Raw genomic sequence first — 26,917 nt, 5'->3', positions numbered from 1 at the left:
TGTTGTGGTTTGATTAAAGATTAGAAAACACGATATTTCAAAAGCCCTGATATCTAAATTATAATATGTTGTGGTTTGATTAAAGATTAGAAAACACGATATTTGTTCGAATATCGTACTATAATCAATTAATGTTGTGGTTTGATTAAAGATTAGAAAACACGATATTAGTTGGCTTGTTTCCTTCTGATATATAAGGATTTAGATGTGAATATCGTTCAGAAAAATGCCTCTTTTATGGTTTGATAACCCATAATTGCGGCATTTTTTCTATCGTACGGTTTGTAATATAAGGTTTTGGGCGTTGAAATGTTACTGATAATTATAAATACAGAAGTATTAAAATAATTCTAGTTGCGTGGGTTGAGGTGCTGATGGTAAGGCCGCTTTTCCCCAAAAATTTAAAATATGACCAAATTGTTTATCGGTTATTCGAAGTATGCTTACTTTTCCTAAAGGAGGTAGTAGTTTGTGGATTCTTTTTTCATGAACATCTGCGCTTTCACTACTTGCGCAATGTCGTACATAAACAGAATATTGCATCATAGAAAATCCATCTTTTAATAAATTGTTTCTAAATCCAGATGCATTTCGTCTATCTTTTTTTGTTTCTGTGGGGAGATCAAAAAAAACAAATAGCCACATTATTCGATATCCGTTAAGCTCCATAATACAGGATATTTAATTTTTTTTCGATTTCCTGTGAAGCATTGCTGGAGAGAACTTGCAGTCTTTTGTAGAGCTATCATTAAAGGACTTTTCTCATCTTTAAAATAAACCGTTCTAGTTAATATTTGTAATAATTCAGCCTTAATAACAGTGTTTAATTCTTGTTCATCAAAATGCTGCATAATTTCAAATACTTTTTCATCCACAATGGGACGAAACGGTTCCATGATATCATCAGCAAGTGCAAAAGCATTGTACTTACTTTTATGGTGAATTCCTAATGTATTGAGTAAGCCACTTCCGGAAAGAGCTCTTGCAGTTGCGGCTCTTAAAATTGCATATCCATAATTCAAGAAATTATTAGGATAGTCGCCATATCTTTCTCGTTTAATTCCATCAAATTCTAGATTAGGTTGAGGAAAATATTTCCAATATTGTTGCGCTGCAACTCCTTCCATATTAGATGAATCTCCACTTAATACTTTACTGGCTAGAAAAACAAAACTATTTTTTGAATCAGTTATTTTTTCGAGTAGTTGTCCTTGGTTTTTGATTTTTTCAATTATTGTTTGCTGCCATAATTGCTTTTTTAATGGTATAGAAGCTTCAATTTGATTTTTGAATATTTCCTGCTGAATATGATGGCTGTTAAGGTTTAACAACATCCCATTAGGAAGATGATTCTTTCCGCAGATAACAATAGAAGTATTATTATCAACAAGTAAATTCATAGCAGGAATGCTGAGGTAGATTTCATTATGATCTAGAACAAGAAAACCAATATCCTCAATTGGAACAGAACTCTCCTTTACTTCTGATTTTAGTACTAGCTGATTATTTTTTGTCGTTATTGAAATTTTATTTTCAATTAAAATAGTTCGTTTTAGCATAAGATTAATTTGAAATTACTAATGGCTGTTGGCTGCACTCAGATATGTAAAGTTCGACTTTAAAGTAATGTTGCTTTTACGGTTTTCCATAATCTAGAAACATATTAAGGTGGCAGTTGCATTGAAAAGTGTAAATTGATTTAATCTTTATTGTCGGATTATTTGAAGAGTAAACTAAAAGTGTAATTTATTATCTTTGTAATGATGAGTAAAAATCTTTATATAATTGCCGGATGCAATGGAGCAGGTAAAACAACTACTTCATTTTCATAAGAGTCTATTTTACAGTGTTATTTAAAGAGTAATGTTTTTAAATAGTTTTATTTTTTATATAACTGATCCATTTTTCTACTTCATTTTTTATTTCAACTGCATTATGTTTTGGATAGTGTTTTTTTACATATTCAAAAAATTCTGTTTTAGTATTACCCGTTTCCCATTCCATAACACTAAGATAAAGCATTGGCCATTTTTTGGTCTGTTGCATAAATTCATATAATGCAAAATAGGGAGGTCCGTAATACAATGAATTCTCAATAAGTTCATCATAGAAAGGTTTTGTAAAAGCCTTTTTTAGATCTCTAATAATTTCATAAGGCATACGCTGTTTGCTGCCTTCGCGAATTGCTGTTGCGAAGACACACATACTTTTGTCCTGAAAAAAAGTATAAAGATAATTGCGAAATTCCTCTTCCATGATATCACAGAGATCCTGGCTGTAAAAAGCATATTCTTCTTTGAATAGTTCTAGCGAAAAATTACTGGAATGCTTATTTTCGATGAATTCAATTACTTCCATTTCTAATGCAATAATCTTTTCAAGAGAAGGGCTTCCTACGAGTCCCGCAACAGCTATAATGTATTTTGGTTTGGAAAACAATTCAAAAAAATTGCTTTTAAAAAATAGCGTCTTTCTTTCAAAAGTAACCTGCACATACAAAGGTTGTGTCATGATTTTGCCCAATGGAACTTGTTTCAGTTTTTCGTTGAAATAAGTTTTATAGCTTATTTTAGATAGTTTGTTCATATTGTTTTACGGAATTCTTTGATCGGATAGTGGATATAATATACTTAAAAGCGGTACAAATATAGATAAAGTTTTTATAAAATATAAAATTATAAAAACATTTTATTATCTTAGCATTATGAAAGTTACTAGCGAATGATAAAGGATGGTGAACATTAAAGAAAGCAGTATGGGAAATAAAGAAGTTAATGAAGAGATAAATGAGAAGAGAAGAATTACTCCGGAGAAAGCCTTGGAAATGTTAAGGTCTGAAGGACTGGATGTAACGCTTGAACAAGCTAAGAATATTTTGGATTTTTTGCGTAAATTAGCAAATATTACAGTAACTAAGTATTTAAAAAGAAGAGGATGAAAATGATAGCAGACTTATATGTAAGAGTGAGTACCGACGAACAGGCAGATAGGGGATATTCCCAAAGAAATCAGGAAGAAGTACTGCGTAAATATTGTGAAATTAACTCCATTGAGATAAGGGACGTGATTTATGAAGATCACTCGGCAAAGACCTTTAACAGACCCAAATGGAATAAGCTTTTGCAAAATTTAAAAAAGTACAAAAACAAAATTGATCTTGTTTTATTCACTAAATGGGATAGGTTCAGCCGTAATGCTGGAGATGCTTATCAAATGATAAATATCCTCAGGAAACTTGGTGTAGAGCCGCAAGGTATTGAACAGCCACTTGATTTGACTATTCCTGAGAATAAAATGATGCTCGCTTTTTATCTTGCTGCTCCTGAGGTAGAGAATGACAGAAGGGCACTTAATACTTTTCATGGTATGCGTAGAGCAAGGAAAGAGGGAAGGTATATGGGATATGCTCCAGCGGGATATGTTAACAGGGTTAAAGAAGATGGGACTAAGTATATTGCATTTGACCAGCCTGAGGCATCTATTTTGAAATGGGCTTTTGAAGAGCTTTCAAAAGGGATTTTTAATACAGAGCAAGTTCTTTGCATGGCAAAAGAAAAAGGGCTTAAAGCAAGCAAAAATAATTTTTGGAGAGCTATTCGTAATCCTCTTTATTGTGGTAAGATCGTGATTCCAAAATATAAAGATGAAGATCTCACCTATGTAACAGGCCAGCATGAACCTTTAATATCGCAGACTCTATTCTATAAAGTGCAGGACATACTTGACGGAAGATCAAAAACATATTTGCCAAAAGCAATTACTACTAAGCCGTTTCCATTGCGTGGATTTTTTACTTGTCCAGAATGCGCAAAGATATTAACGGCAAGTATTTCCAAAGGTCGTACTAAATATTATCCTTATTATCATTGTAGTGCAGGCTGTAAATACAGAATAAATTCTGATACGGCTAACGAGGTATTTATAAAGAATTTAAAACAGTATGTTCCCATACCGGAGATAAAAAATCTTTATATCACAGTTTTATCAGAATGTTATAGAGAGCAGACCAAAGAAATATATGAAGAAAAGCTTAAAATAATAGCTCAGCTCAAAGATTATGAAAAGAGACTTTCGCACGCAAGAGATTTATTAGCAACACAGCAAATCGATGCTTCAGATTATAGAGATATGAAATCTGATTATGGGGCAGTAATTAGCAGACTGGAGTTAAAATTAGAAGGTATTAATGTAGATGATCAAGATATTGATGAAATATTAAAAGTCGGTGTAGAAAACCTCTTGAAGCTCAATGAATACTATGATAGTGGGGATTGGTCTCAATCAAGAGATTTGATTGGTTCGATTTATCCTGAGAATTTCACGATTTTAGAAAATCAGTTTCGAACCACAAGAATCAATGAAGTTTTGCAAGTTATCTACTTGATTAATAATAGAATATCAACAAATAAAAAAGGGACAAAGAAGACTTTTTCTTCTTTATCCCATGTAGTAGCGGGAACAGGACTCGAACCTGTGTCCGCCGCGGCGGAAATGAGACTAACATAACTGAATTTTTTTACTAAAATAAAACACTACTTGTTGAAGAGGTGTTTTATTTTAGTAGCGGGAAGCATTCAAATATCTAACCAGATTATTGCAGATTATTATGCGATTTTTGCATTAGGATCTTAAAGTAATAATTAAAAAAAACTAATATATGACTTGGTTTAAATCCCGTCAGGTTCACAAATAATTGTGTAAATACAAATCGTACTATTAATTATTGCGTAAATTTTTCCATACTTCAATGCCAGCTTTTCCCCATTTGACAGAAGCCAAAACGTCAAGATCACCATCATTATCAATATCCTGTAGTTCAATGGAGTTTAAATCTGGAACTGGACACAATGTTTTAGAGGTAAAATTGCCCGATTTGTCGTTTAATAGGCAGATTATAGAATATTTGTAGCTAAAAGCAAGATCTTGATTAAATCCTTCAGCCAAATCATATTTATTAGCCATGCATATAATATCGTCATAACCATCTCCATTAATATCCCCAACTTTTATCATATCGATGCCAAAATCAACAGGAATGATTTTACTTTGCCATTGTCCATTGTTATACTTCAACCATTTGGGATTTCCACTGGAAAGCATTATACAGTCAGACGAATTGTTGTCATCTACTTTTGCTTTATAAATGTCCTTAATAAATTGATCCTCAAAAGGACTTGTCTTTTTTTCCCATTTTTCACTCCCGAGATAGTTAAACCAAGTTTTTGAAGACAAGTCAACTAAATCGTCTTTTTTATTTCCATCCACATCCCATAAAGCAATATTAGGGTATGAATCTTTAGTTTCTGTAACTATAGTTCTTGTTTTGTTGAAAACGCCATTTCCATTATTCTTGTAGATATAAAAACCTCGTATTTCATCTGTCCAGTAATTTACAGCTAGATCCTTATTTCCATCATGATCATAGTCAATAATTTCATAATTTATAAGTCTTTGCCTTTCGTCATGTATAACGGTAAAATGATTAAATTTTATATTTCCTTCATTTTTAAACCATCCTAATTTTCCATTTTCGCTATCATCTGAACATAGTACTAAATCGTCTTTTCCATCATTATCAATATCGGCACATTTTAGGTTTTTAATTTTAAAAGGACTTCGTGCAAGTTCTAATGTTTCAGAATATTTTCCTTTACTGTCTATCAAAGTATAGAATAATTCATTGTTATAATAGCCTACAATGTCTTTAGTACCGTTATTATTCAAATCTGTAAAAAGAAAGCCAGAACAGTCTGATTTAACAACCCAATTGTTCTTATCTTTTACTTTTCCATCTTTTTGCTGTAACACCATTGTGTATCTTGGTCTTATTTGTTCTTTATCATCATCGTAAAACAATACATCTTTTATTTTATCACCATCAAAATCTTCAAAAAAGAATGATTTAGATTCGCTGCTATTTGGTAGGAGACTTTTCTGATTTTTAATAAAAACATTACTCCCTTTATTTTCCGCCCAGTTGATAAAAGTGTATTGGTTTTGTTGTGTAAAATAAGCGATGTCAAGATCGCCGTCTGAATCAAAATCTTCAAGTTGAAAATTCTGCAATTCAAGTGAACTAATTAATGTATGTGTTTTTCCGAAACCACCCTTACTATTTCTCTCTAACCAATATATACCTGGATTTCTGTAGCTTTCGGAATATACTAAATCCAGATCACCATCTTTATCCATATCCATTAATTTTATATTGTCCATTCCGGAAGTTGTAAGAACGATAGTATCTATTAAAACATATTTATTTCCTTTGAAAGAATAAATTTTTAAAGAGCGTTTCTCTTCATTTTTATTTGAATAACTTGGCACAAGTAGCTCTTGAATCTTATCCTTGTTGATATCAATTCCTAAAACAAAATTTAAATCCCGGAAGTTATCATTAAAGGGTTTGAAATAACTGAATTGTTGTGTTTTATTTCCTGTGTAAGCGACTGGCACCCCTCTTAAGCCAGAGATAATGATATCACAAACACCATCAGAATTGGCATCGTACAAATACAATTTTGCATACTCAGAAGGTGAATAGGTAATTTTGTTTTTTTGCTCTTTTTTAGAAAAACCTTTCGGGCTATTAATAAAAATAGCTATTTCAGCACTTTTATATAGTACGACAATATCTAAATCTTTATCGCCATCAATATCTTCAATGCTATAGTGTTCATGCTCTTTTTTGCTATCTCCAATAATCACCATTTTTTGTTTTTTACCATGCCCATCATTGAAATATAAGTATGGAAAAGCTAATAGGTCCAAATCTCCATCTCTGTCAGCATCAAAAGTTTTAACTTGACCAAATCCGAAACCAGGTCCATTAATTAGTTCTCCATTGTCAAAAGTTTGAGCACAACATTGCATATTGCTGTAAAGCAAGAAAAAAAACAAAAAATACACATTGTATTTGGCATTATTAGTTATTTTTAGAAGAGTACAGTTCAAATTCATAAGTTTATTTTAATGAGTTTATAATAAATTATGTAATATTAGATTTTCAAATAACAATAAGCAATTTTTTTTTTTCTTTTAATAGTAATTCAATCTTCTGTTTCCATGATATACCCATGATCTGTATTTTGAAAAACCTGCAAATGTCTCTGACTTTGCGTAATTTTGTTTTAGTTCCGCAGAAACATGAATTTCTAAAAAGTTTGTGATTTTTGACAATCAAACTATAGTAAAAAAAAAGCCTCAGATTTCTCTGAAGCTTTACTTTTAGTAGCGGGAACAGGACTCGAACCTGTGTCCGCCGCGGCGGATATGAGCCCTCCGGACTATAAGTTTTGAATTAAATTTTTAACAAATTCTCTTCCTATACCTGATTTTAAATACTTTTCTCTTTTCATTGCTTCAACTTTGGAATTGAAAAATTCAACATAGATTACTTTCCAAGGCCTAAATTTTAGAGTGTATCCTTTTGTTTCAAGAAGATTATGAGATTTAAATCTTTGAATTAAATTAGATGTAAAACCCGTGTAACTTTTATTGAATTTTTCAGAATAAAGAATGTAAACAACAAAATTTTCCATAGTAAAAAGTGTTATAAACGAAAAAACACCAACTTATAAAGTGGTGTTTTTCTTAGTAGCGGGAACAGGACTCGAACCTGTGTCCGCCGCGGCGGATATGAGCCCTCCGGTCTATAAGTTTTGAATTAAATTTTTAACAAATTCTCTTCCTATACCTGATTTTAAATACTTTTCTTTTTTCATTGCTTCAACTTTGGAATTGAAAAATTCAACATAGATTACTTTCCAAGGCCTGAATTTTAGAGTGTATCCTTTTGTTTCAAGAAGATTATGAGATTTAAATCTTTGAATTAAATTAGATGTAAAACCCGTGTAACTTTTATTGAATTTTTCAGAATAAAGAATGTAAACAACAAAATTTTCCATAGTAAAAAGTGTTATAAACGAAAAAACACCAACTTATAAAGTGGTGTTTTTCTTAGTAGCGGGAACAGGACTCGAACCTGTGACCTTCGGGTTATGAGCCCGACGAGCTGCCTACTGCTCTATCCCGCGATGTTTCGGGTGCAAAGATACACACTAAATACAGTTATGCAAAGGAATTAGTGCTTTTTTTTGTTTTTATTTGGAGAAAAGAGATAGTTGATTAGTCTTTAGCGGTTTATAAATGTTGATTATTGGCGGTTATTAGTGTTTTACTTACTATAATCTTTCTCCTCTTTAATTTCCTGTTCTATTCTTTTGTTGATATTGACTTTTGCGGCAGTAAATACAAAAATAGTGGTTCCGTACTCACGAGCATATGGATTGGTTATCTTACCCGCAATCTGTGATGTCTTAAAATACGGACCGGTTTCTTTAAACTCGTTATTATCTTCTTCGTATTCTTTCACTCTGATGAGGTTTTTATACTTTATGTCAAGATTAAACCAATTGACATAATCGGCATTAAAAGAAACGGCTTTGATTCCTTTTTTGGAGTAATAATTAATCGCTCCGGCCTGTCCGTAGTTGTCACATAGGACAAGCGTTTCTTTTTGGTTTGCTAAAGTGGTGTATACCGAATCGGTTTTGTGGGCGAGTTCTTTCCAGCCTAACATATCGGCAAAATCCTGGGGTAGCGCATGATCTTTTCCGTCTTCCCAACGCAGCATGCCCAGTTTTTTATATTTTTCGGAGTGTTTTACGATATATTCCGGGCTCTTATTCGGAAAAGCCAAATCGTACATTGGTATAAAAAACAATAGCGGAATTAGAATAAACAGAGGTTGTAAATACCGTTTCCATCCTGATTTCAGTATGTCCGAAAGAAAAACAGCTCCAAAAGCAATATAAATAGGATAGAGACCAATGGCATAATAGGCTTTGGCTTTGAAGTATAGGAAAACGATAAGAGTGAAAATTATAGAGGTAAAGAAGAGTTTATATTTTACGAACGGCTTATAAAATAGCAAGGCATATAAAGCAAAAAGAATCACGGGAAAAGCGCCGATAAAAAACAGCAATTGTTCTTTCAAAAATCCGATACGATCCACATTGACCAGCTGTGTTTCGGCTAGTTCTTTCATATGATGGATAATGGGAAACTGATTGTTGTATTGCCATAAAAGATTGGGCAGAATCAGAAGCAATCCAAGAATCAGGGCAAAGTAAAGTTTTTTCTGTGTCAAAATTCGTCTTTGATGTGAAAGCAAAAGAGCAGGCAAGAGACCGATTAGCAGGAAGAGAATATTGTATTTGTTTAAGAACCCAAAAGCAAATACAATAGCACCAATATAAAACCATTTACTGTTTTCGGTGGTGATGTACAGAATGACAACATAATAAAATGCAGTCCAACACAATACATCTAACGAATTAGGCTGATACAACATATTGATTCGCAATAATGACGAAAATAAAATACAAGTAGCACCTAAAAGTAAGGCGTATAAGTTCCCTTTTAGAGTTTCGATCGTTTTCCAGACTACGACAAGCGTTAAAACACCAAACAGAGCAGGGAAAAACTTTACCCAGAAAACGGTATTTCCGAGTAAAAAGATGATATAAGAAAACCAGGAAGTTACAGGCGGAACCGATAAATAACCCCAGGCCAAATGATGTGCCTGATCGAGATGGAGGTATTCGTCACGTTGTAAGTCATACTCCGGACTTAGTAAAACATATTGCAAAACAAATTTTAGAATTATGAACCCAATTAAAATAATTGTCTTTTTAGTCATGGGAGTTTGGTTTCTTTGGTTGTTGGTTTTTTAGATAAATGATTTTGAATCAGTGTCTAGAATGTTAAGCTAATATATTAAGTTTTAACTTATTGAACGTAATTATTTTTTAACACATAGAAACATAGTTTTGAAAACAAAAAAAGAAACCAAATTTAAAAGCAATAAAATCAAATAATCCGAAGGTGAATTGCAATAGAATTACTGAAGTATAGTGCCATTTAAAGAAAGATGTAAAAAAATAAGCCCTATCTGAATAAATCAAATAGGGCTCATTAATGTTAAATACTGTAATTGTAAATTATTTCTTTTCGTATTTTTTTACTTTTTGATTGATTTTACCAAACAAAGAAGCACCGGCAGCGTTTTTCATTTCGATTTCAATTTGGTCTCCGAATTTCATAAAAGGAGTAGAAGGTTTTCCGTCTTTTATGGTTTCCAGACATCTGATTTCTGCAATACAGCTGGACCCTGTCGGGCTTCCCTGATTGGCCACTGTTCCCGAACCAATAACGGTACCGGCCATCAATGAACGGGTTTTTGCTGCGTGAGCGATTAATTCTCCAAAACCAAATGTCATATCGATACCCGCATTTGGAGTCCCGATAATTTCACCGTTTAATGTGGATATCAATGGTAAATGCAGTTTACCGTCGATAAATTCGTCTTTCAATTCGTCTACAGAAACGATAACCGGAGCAAAAGAAGTCCAAGGTTTAGATTGATAGAATCCGAATTGTTTAGATAGTTCGTTTGGAATTAGATTTCTTAACGAAACATCGTTAATGATGGTTACAAATTTAATGTGATTTAAGGCTTCTGCAGCACTTACACCAGCCGGAACATCATCTGTGATCACAGCAACTTCCGATTCAAAATCAATTCCCCATTCTTCATTTTCAATTTCTATCGCATCATGAGCTCCAATAAAAGCATCTGAAGCTCCCATATACATTAAAGGATCTGTCCAAAAAGATTCCGGAAGCTCTGCGTTTCTTGCTTTTCGAACAAGTTCAACATGGGTTACATAAGCGCTTCCGTCTGCCCAGTGATACGCTCTTGGAATTGGAGCTAAAACACGTACAGAGTCAAAATCGAAGATACCGTCTGTCAGTTTACCTGAGTTTAATTGCTCGTAAATAGTTTGAAGTTTGTTTTCATTAGCGGTCCAATTATCGATCGCTTGTTGCATAGTTGAAGCAATTTCAGGAACCCGAATGGCTTTTGTCAGTTCTTTATTTACAACAACCAATTCTCCGTCTCTGGTGTTGTTATCTATCGATGCTAGTTTCATTGTAGTACTTAATTTAGTTTTTGTGTTAGTTTTAAAATTAACTAACTGATTATTAGTTGATTTTGATTTTTAAAGTAGTTTTTTATGTGCTGAACGAATATATAAAATAATAACCGTACAAAAAACTACTCATCAAAAGAGGTTTCTTCTGTTTTTACTTATATTTTTGTTTTAACAGTAATGCCCGAAGTAATAGCCACAATTATTTTCTGTCTGACAACATAATGAAATCCTATTTTTCTTTTTTATTGCTTTTAATGGTTCCTCTTTTTTGCAATGCACAAATTGATACGACCTATATTAAACCCTACGATAATACCCTTTCTGTGACGTCCTATCTGTCTATGAAATTTATTTCACTGGAACAGGAAACCGATGGAGAAATGAAAAAATTCATGCCCAATATCCCAATGAATCTGGGCTTGGGAGTTTCGATACACAATACCATAATCAATTTTAGTTACGGTTATGGTTTGGGTTTTCTGAAAGATGATAAAAAAGGAAGAACAAAAGCCTTCGATTTTCAGATTCATCACTATGGGCGTAAGTTTACGGTGGATCTTTTCATTCAAAAATACCGAGGCTTTTATAGCGCAGATAAGTCCGATAAAAACATACAATTATATCCTGATCTGAATATTCAGCAGTATGGAGCTTTTGGGCAATATATTTTTAACAATAAAAAGTTCTCTTACAAAGCTGCTTTTAATCAAAACGAAAGGCAATTAAAATCTGCCGGAAGTTTTTTGGCGGGAGGGGGCGTTTATTTTACAAAAATAGGCTCCGACAGCTCTTTTGTACACAAATCTAGAAACTCCTTGCGCAACTTTCAGTTTGGTGTAAGCGCAGGGTATGCGTATACCTGGGCCATCAGCAAAAGATGGTTTGCCAGCGGGTCGGCAACAATGGGAGTCAACTTTGGCACCGAAAGAATAAATGATTTTGGAAAAGAAAAGATAGAAATCTATCCTACTTTTTTCCCCAGAATGTCTTTAGGATACAATAAAGAAAAATGGTCTCTTGGGTTGTACTACATCAATAATCTGATATTTTCTTCTTTCTCGGGTAATACCTCGGGTAATACTGGCAGTAATGGTAATAGTATTGGTTTGGCCTCAGGGAATTTCCAAATTGGTTATATATGGAGATTGGATTCTAAACTACCGCTACGGATTTTAAATAAGTGATGTTATTCTCTAAATAGTTAAAGCTATTGGGTGTAGTTATTTTTGAGCAAATAGAAACATAGGCTTTGCTTATAAAAGAGTATAAAAGAGTTTAAAAGAGAAATTTATTTCTATCAAATAGTCAAACTATGAGGATTTAAATAAGTGAAACGCCTTTTTTCGTTCTCAAAACGATGTTTTTATATGTTCAAAAATAAGTACACCTAACGGGGTAAAATAATTTGGTTTCAGGTTTTTCTAGGATTCAGAAAGTAGGAAGTTTCAGAATATAAGTGGTTAGTTTTATTATATTTGTTACGTTCGGGCAGTAAGAAATAATTTGCTTCAATTTTCCAACTAGTTTAAAACCGCCGGACGTAATGTTTCTTTTTGGGAAAAGGATACAGTAAAAAAAATAAATTAAATTAAATGAGAATAATATCGGTTAGGCAAAATCCGGAATATAAAGAAAAAGCTGTAATGTATTTACAAGAAAGTTGGTCTGAAATTTCCCCTGTGATTTATGAAAATTGTATTTCACATAGCATTCAGGCAACACAGCCTTTACCACAATGGTATCTTTTAGAGTTAAATGAGGAAATAATTGGCTGTGCAGGGTTAATAACAAACGATTTTGTAAGTAGAATGGATTTGTATCCTTGGATTTGTGCTATTTATATTGACGAGAAATACAGAGGGAATGCTTACGGAGCATTATTGATAGAAAAGGCTAAAGAAGATACAAAAACATTCGGATTTAAGCACTTAAATTTATGTACTGACCATATAGGTTATTATGAAAAATATGGATTTAAGTATATCGGACAAGGTTATCATCCCTGGGAAGAAGAGTCAAGAATTTATCAAATTGAAGTGTAAAAAAAGCATGCAATAAAGGTTTTGCTTGAATTTAAATTTACTTTTCTTAAAAGCTTTTCAGAAGAAGAATTTGAGAAGTATTTAAAAATTAACGGTAAAGAAACCATTAGAAATTAAGTGGCACAATGATTGTTTTATTGAGATTCCAAAATTTAAATAATACAGAATAATTTTAGTCAAATTAAATGGTTTGTCAATTAGAAACAATATGGAAAATAAAATAAATATACCAAAGCCTTGTAGTGAAAACTGGAATTCAATGACACCTAATAGTAAAGGCAGATTTTGTGATTCTTGCAGTAAAACAGTTATTGATTTTACGAAAATGAATACTCTGGAAATTCAGCAATATTTCGTTGAAAATTCAAATAAAGAATCTATTTGCGGACATTTTAAATCGAATCAAGTTGAAACGGCAGAAAGTATTAAATACAATAATTTAAGAAACAGATTTAATCAAATTAGAGTAAAGCCAATTAAAATAATGGCGTTGTTTGCATTGAGTTTTGTTTTCACTTTAACAAGCTGCATGGGAAAAGCAGTCATAGATGGAGAGCCGGCAATAAGTACTACCGATACAATAAATGAACATGAAATTAATAATAAAGTAGAAAGTACAGAACAGCAAAAAGATTCTATAAAAAAGGATAGTCTTCGGCTAAAGAAAAAAGAATAAGACTTGGTGAGGAGTGGTTTAGAAAGACCGGGATTTTAGTTAATAATGTTTTAGTTGCGTTTAGGTAAAAAAAAAATACTTAGTTTGTTATTCCTTATTATTTGGAATGACAAACTAAGTAGCAATTTTTTATTCTTCGTCTGATAAATTAATCGAATAAGCCGATAATGCTGTCAGACGAATAGAAATACTTTAAAAATTAGTATTTACTTTTTTAGAACGATCTACAATATACGAGAGCAGCCAGGTTATTGTTCCTTCCTTTACAAAGAAAATTTTCTTTGTTTCTAAATTTGGAATGCTTTCCAGACAGCTCGTCAGGATATTATTGGCCGAGATAAGATAAGTTTGATTGTAGGTGTTTAGAACTCTGGCAGCATCCGGGTTGGTTTTAGCAAGCGAATTGTATTTGTTGAAATTATTCTTTAGGATTGCGTCGTAATTGATTACGTCTTCAAGGGTTAAGGGAACATAATGTTCTTTAGTGCTCTCATTGTAGTATAGAGTGGCAAAGGCCCAAACTGCTCCACCCGATAGATAAATTTTTTCCTTTTTTAATAACAGCGGATTGGTATCCAGCATTTCTTTTATCTTTTTGCGCAGTACAGTAGTATAATCAAAAGATTTTTGCTGATAGGTCGACATATCGTTAACCTGATTTTGATTGGCAACCGTTTTTTTTACGGCATCAGTAAGTGTCATTGTACCAAAGTTAAGCTCTAAAGGGATGAATTCCAGTTTGTCATCTTCAAGTTCATCAATGTACCCGCCTTTAGTTCTTTGAGCGCCAATATCCAGTAGTAAGGCGTTAGGGTAATCAACAGGTGGGATGGCGCCTTTTACTAACATTCTGGCTTCTTCTTCTTCTGAATTTAGTACATCAAGATTTTTGTCAGTTAGTGTAGTGATTTTGTTTTTTAAAACGTCAATATTACGGGCAGAAGCAAAAGCGTTGGCAGCCACTATAAAAATATTTTGTTCTAAAAGTTTAAATTCAGTTTTTATTTTTTTTAACTGATCCACAACTGTAATACTGGTTCTGTTGATATCATCCTGAGGGATTTCACCGGTAGCGGCAATATGGTCGGCAAATGAAATTCTTTCTTCCGCAAAGTAAAGAATTTTGTAATCAGCTTTTTTAATGTTATTTATTTCCAGAACAGAGACTTTTATAGCTCTTCGTCCGATTTCAATTCCGGCATAAACATTTTTTTGAGCAAATGAGTTAATGGAAAAAAGTAAATTTAAAAGAGTAAAAATTAGAATTTGGGATTTGTTTTTCTTAAACATTTGGATTTAGTTGTGTGTTAATTTAATTTTAAATAAGGTTGTAGGTTGTTGTTTTTGTTTTATTGTATTGTAAATCAGTGTTTTGGGTTGGTAATGTAGGTTGTTGTTTGAAGTGCGCAAATTTATAAAAACATTTATTAATACAAACTCAATTATTAAGAATACTATATTATTTAATTGTTAAGAATTGTTTTGAATTTTAGGGTAGAAAATTTGCATTTCTGGCGTATTAAAAAGAAGACTTTAAGCAAAAAAAATGAGGATTTCTCGGAAGATTTGTGTTAGTGGCCTAGCGTGTACTTGTATTTATTTTAATTGTCTACCTAAATTTTTGGAATCGACACGTAAATTAAACTTGTTACAAAATAAAAATAGTAGCGTAATCTTTTGAGCTTGATCTGTAATCTGCTAAATCTGCGTGAGAATTTTTACCTTAAAAAAAAAAATAGATTTAATTTATAAAAACTACTAAAAACAAAAAAGCTTCAGATTTCTCTGAAGCTCTATTTTAGTAGCCCGTAGCGGAATCGAACCGCTCTTACATGGATGAAAACCATGCGTCCTAACCGATAGACGAACGGGCCTGCTTTGTTGTTGCGGGTGCAAATGTACAACTGTTTTTGAGATACGCAATGATATTTTTGAAATTTATTTTTTTAGTTTTTCATGAAATGCCCCGTTTAGGAATGAGTAATTGTAAAAAGTATTTGGTTAAGTGTTTTGTATTTGTTTGATTGGTAGCAATTTGTTTTGGGCGTAAGGGAGGTGTAAATATGTTTTTTTCTTCTTTTTATTAGGATAAATAATTTTTAATAAAATTTAGAAAAGTTTGTTTTGAAAGAATATACGTATGGTTTTTTACGGAATTTTTCATTGAACTTCCTTTTTAACTTTAGATTTTAGAGGTGTTTTTATTTTTAGATTAGAAAAACAAATCCGTATAATCGGCTAATTTGGAATTTCACACTATGTTAGGATTAAAAATCAAAAAAGCCTCTCTGTTTTTGAAATATAAAATTATTGAAAGGATTAGAAAAGAAACTAATTACAAAAATACAGCTTAACTTTTTCCCGTTGTTTAACAGAGTTATTAGAAAAAAACATGATCTTACTTTGGTATAAGACGATTTGGCTAATAGTCAATTTTATTGGACATTCCGCTAATAAGTTTATAATTCAATTTTAACATTAAAGAGTTGTATTGCCATTTTGTTTTATTTTATTTTGCATTTTTTTAACAAATGTTTGTAATTAAAGATTATTATTTAGGTCTGACCTTTCCATTGTATTCTTAAGAATGTCTTTCCATTTTTAATAGCACAGTAAAAAATAGCTTCTAGAGATGCTGTTGCAGAGAATCAAATCTTTATTTTGATAACATTTTTTTAGCTTTCATATGAAAGTATATATTACTATTTCCCTCTTTTAAAATTTTAAATTATGAAAAAGTTTTTTTTATTGTTTGTCATATTTGTTTCACAAACAAATTTTGCTCAAAATACATTTCCATTTCCGGAGACAGGAAGTGTGGGTATTGGAACAACTACGCCGATTGGTAAGTTAGATATAAATACGGGACTTTCCGGAGGTACAGTTGATGTAAACCTGATACCAAATGGTACAATTTCGTTTGGAAACGGAAGTGCGTCAACAGCAGTTCCTACAATACTTGGGAGAAGTAACAATAATGTTGGGCTACAATTACAAGCAGGGGTTAATGACTTCAATGCTAGTGGTGATATAATGTTTAATGCTCGTAAAAATGACGGTACTGATTTTACAACATTGACAACTCCTGCTTTTAGGTTTGCCAGATTTGCTACTGTGTTAATGGATGTTATGCGAAATGGTAATACTGTTATTGGGCTTAGTACTTCTCGAACTTGGTTAAATAGTAGTACTTCTTTTGGAACTTCTAAGTTAAATTTAAGTGGTTCTGGGGCAGTTAGGCTTTTAGAAATTAATAGGGAAGATGCAATTATTACACCGGGAATTGCGAGTGGTCCAGGGCTTACTTTATCAACCGTTCCGTTTGGAAATGGTACTAATGGAACATTTGGGAACAATGTACTTGGGTATATGAGGAATCCACTTGAGTCAACAGGTACCAGAGCATTAACTGTTCCTTTATCAGATACAGGAAATGAGCCAATAATAAAACTTGAGGCATCAGGAGCAGGTAGTAATGCTTTTGCAGGAATTACAATGGTGGCAAATAGGCCAATTTTAGGTGTTTACAATTTTACAACTCCACTTTTAACTATATTGGCGGCAGGAAATGTTGGAATTGGTACGACAACTACGGGAAGTCATAAACTGGCAGTCGAAGGATCAATCGGTGCAAGGGAAATAAAAGTACAAGCAACCGGTTGGTCAGATTTTGTTTTCAAAAAAGACTACAAACTGCCAACTTTAAAAGAAGTCGAAAAACATATTGCTGAAAAAGGGTATTTAGAAAATATTCCAAGTGAAGAAGAAGTTATGAAAAACGGAATTAATCTTGGAGAGATGAATTCAAAACTGCTTCAGAAAATAGAGGAGCTTACGCTGTATGTGATTGAACAAGAGAAGAAATCGGATAAATTAAAAGCTTTTATTTTAGAACAAGGTAATCTTATTTTGGAACAAAACAAACGCTTAGAAAAGCTTGAAAATAAACGATGAAAAACACTGTACCGGAAGAGTGAAAGTTTAAAGATTAGGATTTAGCTTTTTGATCAAAGTTGAATCCCGGTACTCTGAAAGGGGTTTATGAAAAGCTGCGCAAATGTCTCTATTCTGACTTTGCGCTTTTTGTTTATATAAGAATTATAAATGTTTCAAAAGTCTCCGACTTTATGAGTGAAACTTTGTAAAATAAAAAAAGCTTCAGATATCTCCGAAGCTTTTACTCAGTGGCGGGAACCATTCAAATAGCTAACCAGATTGGTGAGGATTATTATAGTATTGTTGAATATGAATCTTAAAATTTAATTTTGAAATATTGCAATAACTTTTTTGAAGAATAGTAAAGTTCTCTTTATTAGATATAAAACTATTTAGAAAAAAATAAGCTCACTAATTACAAAAATACAGCTTAACTTTTTCTCTTCTACTTGTTTGCATATACGCATTCTATGTAAGTACCAAAAACATCCATCGCAATAATAATCTTCTTGATGATTTATATTGAAAAAAGTATATATTTGAAAATAAATAATGTGTAATAATTATCACACATATGAATGAATTAGCGACTATTAATACCTCAGAACCAAAAAAGAAACAACCAAAACAGAATAAATTATATGAAAAGAATAATGTTAATTTTTGTTTTGAATTTTGGCCTTATAACATTCGGCCAGACTCAGAAAACAAAAATTTTATTAATTGGAACTATTCATTTTGAAACTCCGCATAAAGATGAATTTGAACTAAAAGTAGATGATTTTTTTAGTGCTAAGCGACAAAATGAATTAGAAGACTTAGCTAATGTACTGTCTCAAACAAAAGCGTCTAAAGTGATGATTGAAAGACCGGTTGAAAACCAACGTTCTATAGATAGTTTGTATAATTTATATTTAGCAGATCAATATAAACTTACAGTTTCAGAAAGAGAGCAAATTGGTTTTAGATTAGCTAAGAAATTAAAATTAAAGCAAGTAAACTGTATCGATAAATTCTACGGAATGGTACACGATAGCTTAGTGGGGGTGACTGCAAAAGAAAATAATCAGTTTTATTTGTTAAAAGATCTGGGGGCTGTGGCGAATGGAATGATGAGTGATTATGGTAATAAAGTGAAAAAAGGCACGATAACCGAAGTTTTAAAATACTTAAATAAGCCCGAAGAATTAAAAAGAAATTTATCACTTTATTTAAAATTTGTAGCAAAGATTGGAGCAGGTAAAAATTATGCAGGAGCACAGTCTGTATCGGATTGGTATTTGAGAAATCTGGCTATTTATTCAAATATTATAAATCAAGTTGGGCCTTCGGACAAATATGTTATTTTAATTTTTGGACAAGGACATATTCCTATATTAAAACATTTACTACAGAATAACGACGACTTTGAGCTCGTTGAATTAAATAACGTACTAAAATAAACTGCCACAGGGACCTAAAGTTAAAATTACAAAACAAAATATGCAAGACGAAATAATTAAACACTCAAAAAAAATATACTCCGAGATGAACAATAAAAACCATTCTTTCAAAGAAAAAGTAAAAGAAGTACTTGTTGAAATTTTAATTATTGTATTTGCTGTTTCACTTTCTATTTGGCTTCACTCTTGGAGCGAAGAAAAACATCAGCAGAAGGATGCGCAAACATTTTTAGTTGGATTGAAAGAAGATTTACAAAAAGATATTGCAAACCTGGAAGACACGAAAAAAACATTTCATAAAACGCAACAACAAATCTCATTTGCTTTACATCTTACGCAACAACAAATAGACAGTATTAAAGCGAATCACAAACAGATTAATTCAGGTACAAATTTCATTAATACATTGGTAAACAATGGTAGGTATGAAGGCTTTAAATCTAGTGGTAAAATAAACACTATAGAAAATCAAAACATAAGGAATATGATTTTGAGTTATTATCAGCAAACTATTCCACAGATAGGACTTGTTGAACAATCATACAAAGAAATTACTTCAAGATATGTAGATTTGTTGATAGGTGGAAAAGAGGATGAAGATATCTATACGAATTTAATGAAAAAGAGAACAAAGATTATTTTGTCGGGTATTGATAATTTTACCAAATACAATCAAAAATCTTATGAAAAAGCGATTAAGGAAGCCAGAGAAATTGTAAAAGAAATTGACAAGATAGAGAATTAGTAAAAACGAATGCTGAAAGAGAAAGATGAAATGATGCAAAGGTTTGAAAAATTAATCAATAAATAATGGTTTTATTGTTTGTTATAATGGAGGCCCAACTTTTTTAGTTGGGCCTTTTGTTTTATATAATGGTAAGGTTTCGAATACTTATGAATACAAATCTGCGCTAACAGGTCTCAATTGAGTTCTCTGTTTAGATACTATTGCTTTTTATTATCGATATTTTCTAATTGTGTTAAGTCTGCTGACACAAATTCAAAACTTAAAAGTGTCGGCAGTGTGCTGACACTTTTTTATCCGATCGCTCCGATATGTAGACAACGATCGCGCAGATTTGTAATCTGTGCCCGCAAAGAGAATCAAAAGTAAATATAAACAAAAAGCCTCAGATTTCTCTGAAGCTTTATTTTAGTTGCGGGAACAGGACCCGAATCCGATCGCTCCGATATGTAGACAACGATCGCGCAGATTTGTAATCTGTGCCCGCAAAGAGAATCAAAAGTAAATATAAACAAAAAGCCTCAGATTTCTCTGAAGCTTTATTTTAGTTGCGGGAACAGGACCCGAATCCGATCGCTCCGATATGTAGACAACGATCGCGCAGATTTGTAATCTGTGCCCGCAAAGAGAATCAAAAGTAAATATAAACAAAAAACCTCAGATTTTTTCTGAGGCTTTATTTTAGTAGCGGGAACAAGGCTCGAACCTGTGTCCGCCGCGGCGGATATGAGCCCTCCATGCGATAAGTTAGATTTCCAATAAACACTTTTAGAAAAGTTGGAATTTGGAATTTAAAAAATTTGGAATTTTACACTCTGTTGGATTAAAAACAAAAAAGCCTCAGATTTCTCTGAAGCTTTTGTTTTAGTAGCGGGAACAGGACTCGAACCTGTGTCCGCCGCGGCGGATATGAGCCCTCCATGCTATAAGTTATATTTCTAATAAATGTTTTTAGAAAAATTGGAATTTTACACTCTGTTGGATTAAAACAAAAAAGCTTCAGAGAAATCTGAAGCTTTTACTTTAGTAGCGGGAACAGGACTCGAACCTGTGACCTTCGGGTTATGAGCCCGACGAGCTGCCTACTGCTCTATCCCGCGATGTTTCGGGTGCAAAGATACGCCGATTTTTGAGAAAAACAACGAAAACTTAAAAAAATGTTTTATTTTCTGTATTGAGTTGATATGACTACCTTTGCACTCGAGACCAATAGGTCAAACTGTACGCAGTAAAATTAAATAATACACAAATGTCACATAAAGCAGGTTTTGTAAACATCATCGGGAATCCAAACGTTGGGAAATCAACATTGATGAACGCCTTTGTTGGAGAAAGATTATCCATCATTACATCAAAAGCACAAACAACACGTCATCGTATTCTTGGAATCGTAAATGGTGAAGATTTTCAATTGGTATTGTCAGATACTCCCGGGATCATCAAACCGGCTTACGAAATGCAGGAGTCGATGATGAACTTCGTGAAATCGGCTTTTGAAGATGCAGATATTTTGGTTTATATGGTCGAAATAGGAGAGCAGGACTTAAAAGACGAAGCCTTTTTCAATAAAATCATCCACGCTAAAATTCCGGTTTTATTATTGTTGAATAAAATTGACAATTCAAACCAGGAACAATTAGAAGAACAAGTAGCATTTTGGACAGCAAAAGTGCCAAATGCGGAAATCTTCCCAATTTCGGCTTTGCAGAATTTCAATGTACCGGAAGTTTTCTCCAGAATTATTGAGTTACTTCCTGAATCCCCTGCTTATTATCCAAAAGATCAATTGACCGATAAACCGGAACGTTTTTTTGTAAACGAAACCATCCGTGAGAAAATCTTATTGAATTACAGTAAAGAGATTCCATATGCCGTAGAAATTGTGACGGAAGAATTCCTTGAAGATGAAAATATTATCCGTATCCGTTCCGTAATTATGGTAGAGCGTGATACACAAAAAGGAATTATCATCGGACATAAAGGTGCTGCTTTGAAAAAAGTAGGTATGGATTCCCGTACTGATCTAGAGAAGTTTTTCGGAAAACAAATTCACATTGAACTTTATGTTAAGGTGAATAAGAATTGGAGAAGCAACGCGAATATGTTGAAGCGTTTCGGATACAACCAGTAGGGGAGTTTCTTTTGTTTCAAGTTTCAGGTTCGGTTCTACAACGTGAAACTTGAAACCTGAAACAACTCCTAAAAACACTAAAAATCTTAGGTACTTAGAAACTTAGCGACTTAGTCACTTTTTTACCTACCTTTGCAAAAAATTAAAATACAGTATTTTTGATTTATAAGAGTCACGATTTTGGGAAACCGGAATCTGAAATCTAAAAATCTGAAATCTAAAATAGAAAAAAATGAATAACATTGTTGCGATAGTAGGAAGACCTAATGTAGGGAAATCAACCCTTTTTAATAGGCTGATACAAAGAAGAGAAGCTATTGTAGATTCAGTTTCCGGGGTTACCAGAGACAGAAACTACGGTAAAAGCGAGTGGAACGGAAAAGAGTTTTCTGTAATTGATACCGGTGGATACGTTCGCGGAAGTGATGACGTATTTGAAGGGGAGATCCGTAAACAAGTAGAGCTTGCTATTGATGAAGCCGATGTTATTATTTTTGTGGTAGATGTTGAAGAAGGTATTACACCAATGGATGAAACGGTGGCTAAATTGTTGCGTAAAGTAACAAAACCGGTTTTATTGGCTGTAAACAAAGTAGATAACGCGATGCGTGAGAAAGATGCGATTGAGTTTTATAATCTTGGTTTAGGAGATTATTTTACTTTCGCCAGTATTTCAGGTAGTGGAACAGGAGATTTGTTAGATGCTTTAATTGAGGCATTTCCGGAGAAACCTGTTGTTGAGGTTAAAGAAGATTTACCTCGTTTTGCTGTTGTAGGACGTCCAAATGCTGGTAAATCCAGTTTTATCAACGCTTTAATTGGTCAGGATCGTTATATAGTAACTGATATTGCGGGAACTACACGTGACGCTATTGATACAAAATTTGACCGTTTTGGTTTCGAGTTTAACTTGGTTGACACTGCGGGTATCCGTCGTAAGGCAAAAGTTAAAGAAGATTTAGAATTTTATTCTGTAATGCGTTCGGTTCGTGCGATTGAGCATGCCGATATCTGTATCTTGGTTATTGATGCAACCCGTGGATTTGAAGGTCAGGATCAGAGTATTTTCTGGTTGGCAGAGAAAAACCGTAAAGGAGTTGTGATCTTGGTAAACAAATGGGATTTAGTAGAAAAAGATACGATGTCTACAAGAGATTACGAAGAGAAAATCAAAAAAGAATTAATGCCTTTTACTGATGTGCCTATTTTGTTTGTTTCTGCTTTAACGAAACAACGTTTATTGAAAGCACTGGAAGCGACAGTTCAGGTTTTTGAAAATAGAAAACAAAGAATTGCAACTTCAAAATTCAACGAATATATGTTGAAAGTTATCGAGGCTTATCCGCCACCGGCAACTAAAGGAAAGTATGTGAAAATTAAATATTGCATGCAGTTACCAACTTTAACACCTCAGTTTGTGTTTTTTGCTAACATGCCACAATATGTTAAAGAACCATACAAGAGATACCTTGAAAATAAGATCAGAGAAAATTGGGATTTCGCGGGAGTGCCAATCGATATTTATATTAGAGAGAAATAGAAAGATGATAATTCAGTATTGACAACTTAACTTCAAAAGTAAAAGGTCAAGCTGAGAAGGTAATCTTCAAACCAATAGAATTAAATCGCTCAGAGATGAGCGATTTTTGTTTTTATAAAACTAGCTGTTTTTAAAATCATAAGCTTTTGAAGACTTTGGTATGACTATATTACTTATTGATTCTTCATAGAAAAAAAAGATACTAATAGTGCAAAAATTAAACTTTGTAAGTTGTAATTACTGTTATTTTATTTGAGATTTGCACTGAAAATAAATAAATATGAAGAAAATTATATTAGTAGGTTTAGTATTGTTTAGTGCAATAAGTTGCTCGGAAAGTGATGTAGAACAGGATAAGGTGGTTAGCCAGGAAACGTCGATGAATATTCATCTTAATTCGCAAAAGACAAATATCACAGGAAAAGATGTAAAACGCGGAACGCTCCCTGTTACTGTTAATAATGTCACAATAAAAGTTCAGCCTTGGGATCCTGCAGGCTATGATGGATTAGGGGCGCCTGATTATACTAGACTTGCAAGTATTTTTAAGTTCGGTATTGTTTCTAATGATAATGTTAGTGCGGCTGATGGATTTGAAATAAGAAATTTTAGTACAGGAATTTCAAGTTTTCAAGTTTTTGCTAATTCTGGGACTTCGGATGAAGAATATGTTTACGGCTCTTGGCTGGGAGAATCTAGTACATTGTCCGTGAATGATTTGTTTATAAAGTGGGAACAGAAGCCTGTCGCTGTTAATTACGGAGCTAATAATCAGATAATAGATGTAATAGCGGGAGTAAATACACCACTTTCATTTATTTTAAATCCAATGAATGGACGTGTACTATCAGTATTTCAACTATCGGATGAATTAAAGGCTTGGAATTATAGCGCAAAAGTGCGAACATTAGCTGAAGGAGGAAATAGTACGGGACCGATAGATGTTAATAAAAGCCGTAATGCTATAACTAATCTTGATGGTTATGACGTTATTCCTACTGCGCCACTAAAGCATATTATTGCTATTTTTAATGATAAGGGAGTAAAAGTTGCTGAGTATGCTGTTGCGATAAATGCAATAAAAGGCGAAAGTGTTAATACTATATATACAATTCATTCAGATAAAATACCTGCGGCTAATAAATTGCAAGCAACAATATTAGTTCCGGATTTTAAATCACTAGAACCAACTGTAAAACAGATTTAATTGGTTAAAAGGATGTTTTTTATGTATAGAGTGGTCAGAGAAAATTGGGATTTCACAGGAGTGCCAATCGATATCTATATCAGAGAGAAGTAATAATTTCTATTCAAACAATAAAAAAAGCAACATTTCAAATTTCGAAATGTTGCTTTTTTAGTTTAATTCAAAAAGTATGTTTTAAGGTTGGTTCTGATCATAGAAGAACAGTTGTTCTAAAGCTGAAGTTCCGTCGGGATCTGGAGTGTCCCCGTTGTGTTTTCGGGTTGAAGAAGCCAATTTTAGCGTATAGGTACAACGTGTCAGGTTGTTATCCGGTGGTGCGTTAAGTGGTGAATTATTGTTTATCCTTTTTAGTAAGGCTGAATCGATTATACCATCAGAAATGTATCTGCTTATCGTAAGACTGTTATTATTTAAATGCAGACTACCGGAAGCTAAATACGGATGATACAGCGTATACTTAGCGTGTATCGTACCATTAATCGGGCTGCAAAGCGTACTTTCTTCCAGCTCTTTAATGGCCAGTTTTCGATAAATCGGATTGTTGTTCATGACAACAGAATTAAGTGTTTTTCCGTCTCCGCCAACGGTGCCAAATTGATTTAAGGCTTTATTGATTACCTCTCTGATTTCAAAACGAATAGCAAATTTTTCAAGCGGAATATCGTTTGCTGGCGGAATGGCTTGCCCGGCACTAAAGATATTCGGAACATCTGCGGCGTTGGTTAATTCAGTTGTATTTATCGAAATCAGGGTATCTTCTTCAATAACATTATATAAAGGTAAATCAGCAAGAGTTAAACCATTAGCGATTAAAGTTCGCTCAATAGCGTGGTTGACATCAAACCAGCCATCGGAATCAAAATCACTTTGAGCACTGTCTACATAAAGATCATCAAGATATAGAATAGGAATTTTTCGGGATAGTTTAGAAACGGTACTTGGAACAAATAAGTTATTATCTGTTTTGCCGACAGTTTTAGTGAAATTTGATTCATCTAAAGGAGGTGTATTGTTTAACGCCGTTGTTTCACTAATTCTGAAACGATATTCAATCGGGTTTCCTGCCACAGATTTTAAGGCCGCCTGTCCTGTTAATCTTATAACAGAATAGAGTACATTTTTCCCCGAACCTGCAAAACCATTGGCATCAAAATCGTGAACACCTAAACCGTAAGAAGCGCTGAATTGAGATCCGATTCCTGTCCATGAACTAGGAAAAGGATTGTCCGGGTCGGTTACGATAATATCAGAACATAATTTGACACACAAACAATGTCCGACATTTTTTCGTGCATCCGATTTGGTTTCATTTACTAATACTGTTCCGCTTAATTCTGCTTTAAAATAAACATCCGGTCCGCTCTGGAAAGAGAGAAATGAAGGGTCAGTTTCGATATTGATCCACGGAGATAAAAAGGTTTTCTTAAAATCGGCTGATGAATAATCAATTCTAAAGTGCCCGTGTGAATCGGTTGTTGCGGTTCCTAAAGTATCGTCGGTCAGGAAATCGGCATCCATTGCCGTTACTTTTGCATTGGCAATTGGTGTATTGGTTTTGCAGTTCATCAAATGACCACAGATTGTCCAGGCGTCAAAAAAGTGTCCTCGTATATAACACCACCATTTGTGTGCAATGGTGTATCTCCATCTGTAATTTTGGTCTTTTTCCTGTCTTTCAAGCTCAGATGGCATTGAAATAGAGGTAAGGTGAAATTGAAGCGTTTCATTTCGTTTTGGTTTTGGAAATTTGAAAGGTACAGTGCCGCAAACAAAATCAATATCATAATCCCCAATGGTCAATCTTTCATCCAATTCAATTTCAAAATTCCCATCCTTGTCTGTTGTTTTTCTGGTAATAAACAATTGCTCTCTTTGTTTTGCCTCTTCTTTAGAAACATAACGGAATGTGTCTTTTAGGTTTGCATTTTCTGCAACTGTTTGTTTTCTGTACGGATGATACAGTAAAATTTCAACGTCAGAGATAGACTCCAGACAATCTTCACATATAAATCCTCTTAAGGAACCTTTAAAAATATTTTTCATGATAATTCGTTTTAAATTGCTTATGCTAATCGATTTTTGGTTTTTCTGTCAAACTCTTTTTAGGATTTTCTGAATTCCTTTTGTTTTTCTAATTACATACTACAAAGGTTTCATATTTACATGTAAAAGAAGTCAGGATAAAGACCGTTTTTGAAGGG

General features: G+C 33.2%; 21 protein-coding genes, 3 tRNA genes and 1 CRISPR repeat array (1 of these 25 cut by a window edge). Of the genes, 11 read left to right on the top strand and 13 right to left on the bottom strand.

The features are described from left to right. Nucleotides 1–169: a CRISPR direct-repeat array (repeat unit 36 nt; unit sequence GTTGTGGTTTGATTAAAGATTAGAAAACACGATATT); it reaches 2,766 nt to the left of the window's first position. 170 nt (nt 170–339) lie between these two features. The 3 genes from cas2 to G3A47_RS02610 form a co-directional block, all read right to left on the bottom strand. Next, complete coding sequence (cas2, locus tag G3A47_RS02620; RefSeq protein WP_166920131.1) at nt 340–669, bottom strand: CRISPR-associated endonuclease Cas2; 330 nt, start codon at nt 667–669, stop codon at nt 340–342. Continuing rightward, nucleotides 645–1,559 (bottom strand): type II CRISPR-associated endonuclease Cas1, encoded by a 915-nt coding sequence (gene cas1, locus G3A47_RS02615; protein WP_166920129.1) that lies wholly within the window; start codon nt 1,557–1,559, stop codon nt 645–647. The genes cas2 and cas1 overlap by 25 nt, the downstream gene beginning before the upstream one ends. A gap of 310 nt (nt 1,560–1,869) precedes the next feature. After that, nucleotides 1,870–2,586 carry a hypothetical protein gene (locus tag G3A47_RS02610; RefSeq protein WP_166920127.1) on the bottom strand — a complete coding sequence of 239 codons (717 nt, stop codon included), beginning with the start codon at nt 2,584–2,586 and terminating at the stop codon, nt 1,870–1,872. 169 nt (nt 2,587–2,755) lie between these two features. Here G3A47_RS02610 and G3A47_RS02605 point away from each other — a divergent pair, with 169 nt between their 5' ends. Continuing rightward, nucleotides 2,756–2,938 (top strand): hypothetical protein, encoded by a 183-nt coding sequence (locus G3A47_RS02605; RefSeq protein WP_166920125.1) that lies wholly within the window; start codon nt 2,756–2,758, stop codon nt 2,936–2,938. Then, nucleotides 2,935–4,506: a recombinase family protein gene (locus G3A47_RS02600; RefSeq protein ID WP_166920123.1), complete on the top strand. Its 1,572-nt coding sequence runs from the start codon at nt 2,935–2,937 to the stop codon at nt 4,504–4,506. Before G3A47_RS02605 ends, G3A47_RS02600 begins: the two co-directional genes overlap by 4 nt. A 210-nt stretch (nt 4,507–4,716) precedes the next feature. Here G3A47_RS02600 and G3A47_RS02595 read toward each other — a convergent pair whose 3' ends face one another. The 6 genes from G3A47_RS02595 to G3A47_RS02570 form a co-directional block, all read right to left on the bottom strand. Next, the gene (locus tag G3A47_RS02595) at nt 4,717–6,957 is read right to left on the bottom strand and encodes an FG-GAP repeat domain-containing protein (RefSeq protein WP_166920120.1); all 2,241 of its coding nucleotides are present in this window, start codon (nt 6,955–6,957) and stop codon (nt 4,717–4,719) included. Between the two features lie 326 nt (nt 6,958–7,283). Next, the gene (locus G3A47_RS02590; RefSeq protein WP_166920118.1) at nt 7,284–7,538 is read right to left on the bottom strand and encodes a GIY-YIG nuclease family protein; all 255 of its coding nucleotides are present in this window, start codon (nt 7,536–7,538) and stop codon (nt 7,284–7,286) included. Nucleotides 7,539–7,649: 111 nt separating this feature from the next. Next, entirely contained in the window at nt 7,650–7,904 is a 255-nt protein-coding gene (locus G3A47_RS02585; protein WP_166920116.1) for a GIY-YIG nuclease family protein, read from the bottom strand. A 56-nt stretch (nt 7,905–7,960) separates the two neighbouring features. After that, a tRNA-Met gene (locus G3A47_RS02580) sits at nt 7,961–8,033 on the bottom strand. Nucleotides 8,034–8,173: 140 nt separating this feature from the next. Further along, nucleotides 8,174–9,700 carry an ArnT family glycosyltransferase gene (locus G3A47_RS02575; RefSeq protein WP_166920114.1) on the bottom strand — a complete coding sequence of 509 codons (1,527 nt, stop codon included), beginning with the start codon at nt 9,698–9,700 and terminating at the stop codon, nt 8,174–8,176. Nucleotides 9,701–10,001: 301 nt separating this feature from the next. After that, nucleotides 10,002–10,994 carry a fumarylacetoacetate hydrolase family protein gene (locus tag G3A47_RS02570; RefSeq protein WP_166920112.1) on the bottom strand — a complete coding sequence of 331 codons (993 nt, stop codon included), beginning with the start codon at nt 10,992–10,994 and terminating at the stop codon, nt 10,002–10,004. 224 nt (nt 10,995–11,218) lie between these two features. Here G3A47_RS02570 and G3A47_RS02565 point away from each other — a divergent pair, with 224 nt between their 5' ends. From G3A47_RS02565 to G3A47_RS02555, 3 genes are all read left to right on the top strand, one after another. Continuing rightward, entirely contained in the window at nt 11,219–12,181 is a 963-nt protein-coding gene (locus G3A47_RS02565; protein ID WP_166920110.1) for a DUF4421 family protein, read from the top strand. Nucleotides 12,182–12,589: 408 nt separating this feature from the next. After that, nucleotides 12,590–13,039 (top strand): GNAT family N-acetyltransferase, encoded by a 450-nt coding sequence (locus G3A47_RS02560; RefSeq protein WP_166920108.1) that lies wholly within the window; start codon nt 12,590–12,592, stop codon nt 13,037–13,039. 208 nt (nt 13,040–13,247) lie between these two features. Next, nucleotides 13,248–13,715 carry a hypothetical protein gene (locus G3A47_RS02555; RefSeq protein ID WP_166920106.1) on the top strand — a complete coding sequence of 156 codons (468 nt, stop codon included), beginning with the start codon at nt 13,248–13,250 and terminating at the stop codon, nt 13,713–13,715. A gap of 192 nt (nt 13,716–13,907) precedes the next feature. On the opposite strand, the gene G3A47_RS02550 is transcribed toward G3A47_RS02555, so the two are convergent. Both G3A47_RS02550 and G3A47_RS02545 read right to left on the bottom strand, forming a co-directional pair. Next, nucleotides 13,908–15,005: a Ppx/GppA phosphatase family protein gene (locus G3A47_RS02550; RefSeq protein ID WP_166920104.1), complete on the bottom strand. Its 1,098-nt coding sequence runs from the start codon at nt 15,003–15,005 to the stop codon at nt 13,908–13,910. Nucleotides 15,006–15,517: 512 nt separating this feature from the next. Beyond that, nucleotides 15,518–15,589, bottom strand: a tRNA-Glu gene (locus G3A47_RS02545). 856 nt (nt 15,590–16,445) lie between these two features. On the opposite strand from G3A47_RS02545, the gene G3A47_RS02540 reads away from it, so the two are divergent. The 3 genes from G3A47_RS02540 to G3A47_RS02530 all read left to right on the top strand — a co-directional run bounded on the left by G3A47_RS02540 (nt 16,446) and on the right by G3A47_RS02530 (nt 19,838). Further along, complete coding sequence (locus G3A47_RS02540; protein ID WP_166920102.1) at nt 16,446–17,669, top strand: TMF family protein; 1,224 nt, start codon at nt 16,446–16,448, stop codon at nt 17,667–17,669. Between the two features lie 623 nt (nt 17,670–18,292). After that, nucleotides 18,293–19,093, top strand: a complete 801-nt coding sequence (locus G3A47_RS02535; protein ID WP_166920100.1) for a DUF5694 domain-containing protein — start codon at nt 18,293–18,295, stop codon at nt 19,091–19,093. Nucleotides 19,094–19,178: 85 nt separating this feature from the next. Further along, nucleotides 19,179–19,838 carry a DUF6090 family protein gene (locus G3A47_RS02530; RefSeq protein WP_166920098.1) on the top strand — a complete coding sequence of 220 codons (660 nt, stop codon included), beginning with the start codon at nt 19,179–19,181 and terminating at the stop codon, nt 19,836–19,838. A gap of 1,027 nt (nt 19,839–20,865) precedes the next feature. Here the strand turns inward: G3A47_RS02530 and G3A47_RS02525 are convergent. Beyond that, a tRNA-Met gene (locus G3A47_RS02525) sits at nt 20,866–20,938 on the bottom strand. Nucleotides 20,939–21,087: 149 nt separating this feature from the next. On the opposite strand from G3A47_RS02525, the gene era reads away from it, so the two are divergent. From era to G3A47_RS02510, 3 genes are all read left to right on the top strand, one after another. Continuing rightward, the gene (era, locus tag G3A47_RS02520; protein ID WP_166920096.1) at nt 21,088–21,969 is read left to right on the top strand and encodes a GTPase Era; all 882 of its coding nucleotides are present in this window, start codon (nt 21,088–21,090) and stop codon (nt 21,967–21,969) included. 232 nt (nt 21,970–22,201) lie between these two features. Continuing rightward, nucleotides 22,202–23,509 carry a ribosome biogenesis GTPase Der gene (gene der / locus G3A47_RS02515; protein WP_166920094.1) on the top strand — a complete coding sequence of 436 codons (1,308 nt, stop codon included), beginning with the start codon at nt 22,202–22,204 and terminating at the stop codon, nt 23,507–23,509. A 280-nt stretch (nt 23,510–23,789) separates the two neighbouring features. Then, complete coding sequence (locus G3A47_RS02510) at nt 23,790–24,716, top strand: hypothetical protein (protein WP_166920092.1); 927 nt, start codon at nt 23,790–23,792, stop codon at nt 24,714–24,716. 174 nt (nt 24,717–24,890) lie between these two features. Here G3A47_RS02510 and G3A47_RS02505 read toward each other — a convergent pair whose 3' ends face one another. Further along, nucleotides 24,891–26,759 (bottom strand): transthyretin-like family protein, encoded by a 1,869-nt coding sequence (locus G3A47_RS02505; protein ID WP_166920090.1) that lies wholly within the window; start codon nt 26,757–26,759, stop codon nt 24,891–24,893. Nucleotides 26,760–26,917: the final 158 nt, after the last annotated feature.

It is taken from the genome of Flavobacterium poyangense (genome assembly GCF_011751075.1).
GTDB lineage: Bacteria > Bacteroidota > Bacteroidia > Flavobacteriales > Flavobacteriaceae > Flavobacterium > Flavobacterium poyangense.
Note: the sequence above shows the minus strand (reverse complement) of the source record. Positions and strands in the feature narration are given on the sequence as shown.

What these genes read in the sequence shown, in the direction of transcription:
- G3A47_RS02610 (WP_166920127.1), bottom strand. Translation starts at nt 2,586, where the DNA reads ATGAACAAACTATCTAAAATAAGCTATAAAACTTATTTCAACGAAAAA.
- G3A47_RS02505 (WP_166920090.1), bottom strand. Translation starts at nt 26,759, where the DNA reads ATGAAAAATATTTTTAAAGGTTCCTTAAGAGGATTTATATGTGAAGAT.
- G3A47_RS02575 (WP_166920114.1), bottom strand. Translation starts at nt 9,700, where the DNA reads ATGACTAAAAAGACAATTATTTTAATTGGGTTCATAATTCTAAAATTT.
- G3A47_RS02595 (WP_166920120.1), bottom strand. Translation starts at nt 6,957, where the DNA reads ATGAATTTGAACTGTACTCTTCTAAAAATAACTAATAATGCCAAATAC.
- G3A47_RS02565 (WP_166920110.1), top strand. Translation starts at nt 11,219, where the DNA reads ATGAAATCCTATTTTTCTTTTTTATTGCTTTTAATGGTTCCTCTTTTT.
- G3A47_RS02555 (WP_166920106.1), top strand. Translation starts at nt 13,248, where the DNA reads ATGGAAAATAAAATAAATATACCAAAGCCTTGTAGTGAAAACTGGAAT.
- G3A47_RS02550 (WP_166920104.1), bottom strand. Translation starts at nt 15,005, where the DNA reads ATGTTTAAGAAAAACAAATCCCAAATTCTAATTTTTACTCTTTTAAAT.
- der (WP_166920094.1), top strand. Translation starts at nt 22,202, where the DNA reads ATGAATAACATTGTTGCGATAGTAGGAAGACCTAATGTAGGGAAATCA.
- G3A47_RS02605 (WP_166920125.1), top strand. Translation starts at nt 2,756, where the DNA reads ATGGGAAATAAAGAAGTTAATGAAGAGATAAATGAGAAGAGAAGAATT.
- G3A47_RS02585 (WP_166920116.1), bottom strand. Translation starts at nt 7,904, where the DNA reads ATGGAAAATTTTGTTGTTTACATTCTTTATTCTGAAAAATTCAATAAA.
- cas2 (WP_166920131.1), bottom strand. Translation starts at nt 669, where the DNA reads ATGGAGCTTAACGGATATCGAATAATGTGGCTATTTGTTTTTTTTGAT.
- G3A47_RS02535 (WP_166920100.1), top strand. Translation starts at nt 18,293, where the DNA reads ATGAAAAGAATAATGTTAATTTTTGTTTTGAATTTTGGCCTTATAACA.
- era (WP_166920096.1), top strand. Translation starts at nt 21,088, where the DNA reads ATGTCACATAAAGCAGGTTTTGTAAACATCATCGGGAATCCAAACGTT.
- G3A47_RS02600 (WP_166920123.1), top strand. Translation starts at nt 2,935, where the DNA reads ATGAAAATGATAGCAGACTTATATGTAAGAGTGAGTACCGACGAACAG.
- G3A47_RS02510 (WP_166920092.1), top strand. Translation starts at nt 23,790, where the DNA reads ATGAAGAAAATTATATTAGTAGGTTTAGTATTGTTTAGTGCAATAAGT.
- G3A47_RS02540 (WP_166920102.1), top strand. Translation starts at nt 16,446, where the DNA reads ATGAAAAAGTTTTTTTTATTGTTTGTCATATTTGTTTCACAAACAAAT.
- G3A47_RS02560 (WP_166920108.1), top strand. Translation starts at nt 12,590, where the DNA reads ATGAGAATAATATCGGTTAGGCAAAATCCGGAATATAAAGAAAAAGCT.
- G3A47_RS02530 (WP_166920098.1), top strand. Translation starts at nt 19,179, where the DNA reads ATGAACAATAAAAACCATTCTTTCAAAGAAAAAGTAAAAGAAGTACTT.
- G3A47_RS02590 (WP_166920118.1), bottom strand. Translation starts at nt 7,538, where the DNA reads ATGGAAAATTTTGTTGTTTACATTCTTTATTCTGAAAAATTCAATAAA.
- cas1 (WP_166920129.1), bottom strand. Translation starts at nt 1,559, where the DNA reads ATGCTAAAACGAACTATTTTAATTGAAAATAAAATTTCAATAACGACA.
- G3A47_RS02570 (WP_166920112.1), bottom strand. Translation starts at nt 10,994, where the DNA reads ATGAAACTAGCATCGATAGATAACAACACCAGAGACGGAGAATTGGTT.